5 protein-coding genes and 1 pseudogene are annotated in these 4,056 nt (G+C 73.0%); 1 reads left to right on the forward strand and 5 read right to left on the reverse strand.

The genetic code is table 11. The annotated features are described in order from the left end of the window. The 4 genes and pseudogenes from NCC78_RS28725 to NCC78_RS28740 form a co-directional block, all read right to left on the reverse strand. The coding region (locus NCC78_RS28725; RefSeq protein WP_250798437.1) for a LacI family DNA-binding transcriptional regulator at window positions 1–311 on the reverse strand (311 nt) is incomplete at its 3' end. 148 nt (window positions 312–459) lie between these two features. Further along, window positions 460–1,091, reverse strand: a pseudogene (locus NCC78_RS28730) (SAM-dependent methyltransferase). A 126-nt stretch (window positions 1,092–1,217) separates the two neighbouring features. Then, a complete protein-coding gene (locus tag NCC78_RS28735) occupies window positions 1,218–2,105 on the reverse strand; it encodes a Sco1979 family transcriptional regulator (protein ID WP_250798438.1) in 888 nt (295 codons plus the stop codon). A gap of 130 nt (window positions 2,106–2,235) precedes the next feature. Then, on the reverse strand, window positions 2,236–2,475 hold the full coding sequence (locus tag NCC78_RS28740; protein WP_250798439.1) for a DUF397 domain-containing protein: 240 nt from the start codon (window positions 2,473–2,475) through the stop codon (window positions 2,236–2,238). Between the two features lie 265 nt (window positions 2,476–2,740). Between NCC78_RS28740 and NCC78_RS28745 the strand changes: the two genes are divergently transcribed. Continuing rightward, window positions 2,741–3,391: a GGDEF domain-containing protein gene (locus tag NCC78_RS28745; RefSeq protein ID WP_250798440.1), complete on the forward strand. Its 651-nt coding sequence runs from the start codon at window positions 2,741–2,743 to the stop codon at window positions 3,389–3,391. Between the two features lie 49 nt (window positions 3,392–3,440). Here the strand turns inward: NCC78_RS28745 and NCC78_RS28750 are convergent. Next, on the reverse strand, window positions 3,441–4,056 hold a 616-nt coding region (locus NCC78_RS28750; RefSeq protein ID WP_250798443.1), incomplete at its 5' end, for a phosphotransferase family protein.

Below are 4,056 nucleotides of genomic sequence, written 5' to 3' on the forward strand. Positions count from 1 at the left end.
AGCGGCACGAGCAGCAGGCTGGTGCCGTGCCGCTCGGCCGCCCCGGCGACGCCGGCCAGGAAGCGGACCGCGAAGGGGTCGGTGAAGGCGTACGACAGTTGCGAGGTGAACAGCACCCCGATGGCGCCGACGAATCCCCGCCGCAGCGACCGGGCGGTCGGGTTGGGCCCCGGGTAGCCGATCTGACGCGCGGTCTGGAGGATCCGCTCGCGCAGCGCGGCGGAGAGCTGGTCCGGGCGGCAGTAGGCGTTGGAGACGGTGCTCCGGGAGACGCCGACGGCGTCCGCGACGGCCTGCAGGGTGGGCTTCACCGGCACCTCTCTGAATCGATTCAGTCTGTATCGATTCAGAGACTAGCGGCGCCGCCGGAACCGGTCAATGGGAAACACCCGCCGCAAAAGAGCCCACGCCGCCGGGCCGGGGGCCGGACGGGGTGGGCGAGGCGGGCGGGCGGAGCGGTCAGGGCTTGCGGGCGACCGCCCCGTCCATGCTGACCTCGGACATCGAGGGGCGGGGCTGCGGGTCCTCGGCACGCCACTCGGCCACCGACGTGATGCCGGGCTCCACCAGCTTCAGCCCGTCCCAGAACCGGGTGAACTCGGCCAGGCTGCGTAGGTTGATCACACCGGGCGGGCCACCACCCCTGGCCGCCGCCTTCGCCTCCTGGGCGATGTGCGGGGGCAGGTAGTCGTGGGTGGCGTGCGAGGCGGCCAGGTAGCTGCCCGCCGGCAGCGCGTCCAGCAGCCGGTCGACCAGGGCGTACGGGTCGTCGCCGTCGGGGACGAAGTGCAGGATCGCCACCAGCATCAGCCCGACCGGCCGGGACAGGTCGATCATGCGCAGCAGCTCGGGGTGGCTGAGGATCTTCTCCGGGTCGCGCAGGTCGGCGTCGATGTAGGCGGTGGCACCTCGGTCGAACTGGTGAGCAGCGCCCGGGCGTGCGCGAGCACGATCGGGTCGTTGTCGACGTAGACCACCCGCGACCCCGGGGCGGCGGCCTGGGCGACCTCGTGGGTGTTGTCGGCGGTCGGGATGCCGGTGCCGATGTCGAGGAACTGGCGGATGCCCGCCTCCCGCGCCAGGTAGCCCACCGCCCGCTGGAGGAAGCGCGGTTCTCCAGGGCCGGGGTGCGGATCGTGGGCGGTCGCGCCCGTCCACTGTCACCGGACGGCGACCATGGTAGCGCCAGCACGGCCCGCGGCAGGGCCCCGGGACGGTCACCGAGGGTAGAGGTCGTCCAGGATCCGGCCGAGGATCTCCGGCGTACGCTCCGGCGGCTCCGCCTCGACGCAGAGCCGCTCCATCGCCACCGCGTAGTGGTCGAGGTCGTCGCGCTTGTCGAGGTAGAGGGCGCTGGTGAGCTGTTCGATGTAGACGATGTCGGGCAGGTCCTGGTCACCGAAGCGCAGGATGGTGAAGGCCCCACCGGCGGCGGCGTGCCCGCCGGCGGCGAACGGGATGACCTGCAGCCGGACGTTCGGCGACTTGGTCGCCTCGATCAACGCCGCCACCTGGCCCCGCATCACCTCGGCGCCGCCGATCGGCCGGCGGAGCGCCGCCTCGTCCACCACGGCCCAGAGCTGCGGCGGATCCTCCCGGTGGAGCAACTGCTGGCGTTGCATGCGCAGGGCGACCCGGCGTTCGACCTCCGCCGGCGTGGCCCGACCGTGACCGAGCAGCACCACGGCCCGGGCGTACTCCGGGGTCTGCAGCAGGCCGGGAACGAACTGCACCTCGTAGCTGCGGATGAGCGCCGCAGCGGCCTCCAGGCCGAGGTACGACTGGAACCAGCTCGGCAGCACGTCGCCGTAGCGGTGCCACCAGCCCGGGCTGTTGGCGTCGCGGGCGAGCTTGAGCAGCGCCTCGCGTTCGTCCGGGGCGGTGACGCCGTAGAGGGTGAGCAGGTCGGCGACGTCGCGTTCCTTGAAGCCGACCCGACCCAGCTCCATCCGACTGATCTTGGATTCGGACGAGCGGATCTCCCAGCCGGCGCCCTCCCGGGTCACCCCGCTGGACTCGCGCAGCCGGCGCAGCTGGGCGCCGAGCAGCATGCGGAGCACGGTCGGCCCGGTGGCCGACGCGCCCTCGGCGGGAACCATCGCCACTGCCGACCTCCGCATGCCAGATGGTGCCGACCGAGCGCCCCAGCCCGGCCGACGTGTAAGCATGTCATGGACCGTCAGTGAGGTGAATGCCTGCGGGACGGGCGATCGGTCCCACCGACGGGACGAACGGTCAGTCGAGCAGGTGGTCGAAGTCGCCGTCCCGGGCACCGAGCACGAAGGCCGTGATCTCGTCCACCGTGTAGATCAGCGCCGGCCCTTCCGGATGACGGGAGTTGCGCATGGCGATGCCGGCGCCGCCGGGCAGTTCGGCCAGCTCGACGCAGTTGCCGCTGGGGTTGCTCCGCCGGCTCTTCTGCCAGGTGAGCGGGGGCAACTGGCTGGTGGGTACGCCGTTCTGTGGCTGCTGCATGTGCGTCTTTCTCTCTCAGAAGACCCGCCGGCGCCGTGGGAGGAGCGGTCTGGCGAGAGGGCGCGATATCGACCAAGGGCTTCGTGCACGTGCATCTGCTATTGCATCTGCATCGGACGGCGAGCATGATAACGCACGTGCGCGGTGCCCATCCGTTCACTGTGAGTCACCCACACCTGGGCTGCCACCAGGGAAAACAAGGCCCGACACGAGGCGCGGACCACCGCCGGTCGACGGCCGCAGGCGTCGTGCGACGGGAGGGCTCGTGCCGGATCCGCTGACCATCGCGTCCGGCATCTGCGCCGCCGGAGCCCTCGTCTCCTCCTGGCAGCTACGGCGCCGCGCGGTCCGCGCCGAGTGCGAGATCATGCATCTCCAGGCCGAACTCGCCGCCGAACGGCACGCCGCCAGCCACGACCCGCTGACCGGCCTGCCCAACCGCCGCGCCTTCTACCGGCTGGCGGCGGCGCTGCTCACCGACGCCGCCGGGCAACCGCTCATCGCCGTGGTGCTCGACGTCGACGACTTCAAGCAGATCAACGACCGCTACGGGCACGCGGCCGGCGACCGGGTGCTGGTCAGCGTCGCCGAGCGGCTCGCCGCCTTCGCCGGGGACAACCTGGTCGCCCGGCTCGGCGGCGACGAGTTCGCCGGCCTGCTCGCCACCCCGAGCGTCGACCGGCGGTGGATCGAGCACGCCACCCGGCGGCTCTGCGACACCCTCGCCGCACCGATTCCGTTGGGTGGGCTGAGCGTCCGGGTGACCGCCTCCGTCGGGCTGGCCCCGGTGACCGGGCCGGGACAGCTCACCGAGGCCCTCGACCGCGCCGACGCCGCGATGTACCGGGCGAAGAGCCTCGGCGCGGCACGGCCGGCCCGGCAGCTCGTCGACACCGCTCACCTGGCCGAGTGCTGACCGGCGTCCGCGCCGCCCTCGAGCTCAGGACACGCGGCCCGGATCGGGCTCAGGACACGCGGCCCAGGTCGCGCAGCGCGGAGCGCGCGAGCGTGACCAGCCCGACGGGTGACACCAGTCCACGGACGATCCGCAACGCCCGCACCCGCTCCGCCTCGGTCGACCCGACGTCGAGCGCCTGACGGGACCAGTCGGCGAGGCCGTGCAGGGCGCGGACGGTGAGGAACCAGGCCAGGCGCGCGGCATCGACGTCGACGGGGCCGTAGCCGGCGAAGAAGGCGTCCCGCTCCCCGGCGGTGACCGGCGCGAAGGCGAGCACTCCACCCTGGACGAACATCAGGTCACACTCGCGCGGGGCCAGCACCGCGTCGTCCCAGTCGATCAGCCAGACCCGCCCGTCCGGCCCGAGCAGCAGGTTGCCCAGATGTGGGTGGCCGTGGCAGACCACGACCGGGGCGGGCCGGTCGCGCAGCTCGTCGCCGAGCCGCTCCACCTCCCGGGTCAGCGCCGCCACCGTGCCGGTCACCCCGGACCAGATCCGGGTCAGCTCGTCGGCGAGCGGCCCGGCCGGGCCGCCGGGACGGCGCAGCCGCTCGGCCATGCCGCGCGCCCCGGCCACGACCGCCGGGTGGTCGGCACCACCCCGAGGCAGCAGCCCGGCCAGC

This window comes from Micromonospora phytophila (assembly GCF_023656545.1).
Taxonomy (GTDB): domain Bacteria; phylum Actinomycetota; class Actinomycetes; order Mycobacteriales; family Micromonosporaceae; genus Micromonospora; species Micromonospora phytophila.

Coding starts and splice junctions, on each gene's coding strand:
- NCC78_RS28740 (WP_250798439.1), bottom strand. CDS start 2,475: ATGCAGCAGCCACAGAACGGCGTACCCACCAGCCAGTTGCCCCCGCTC.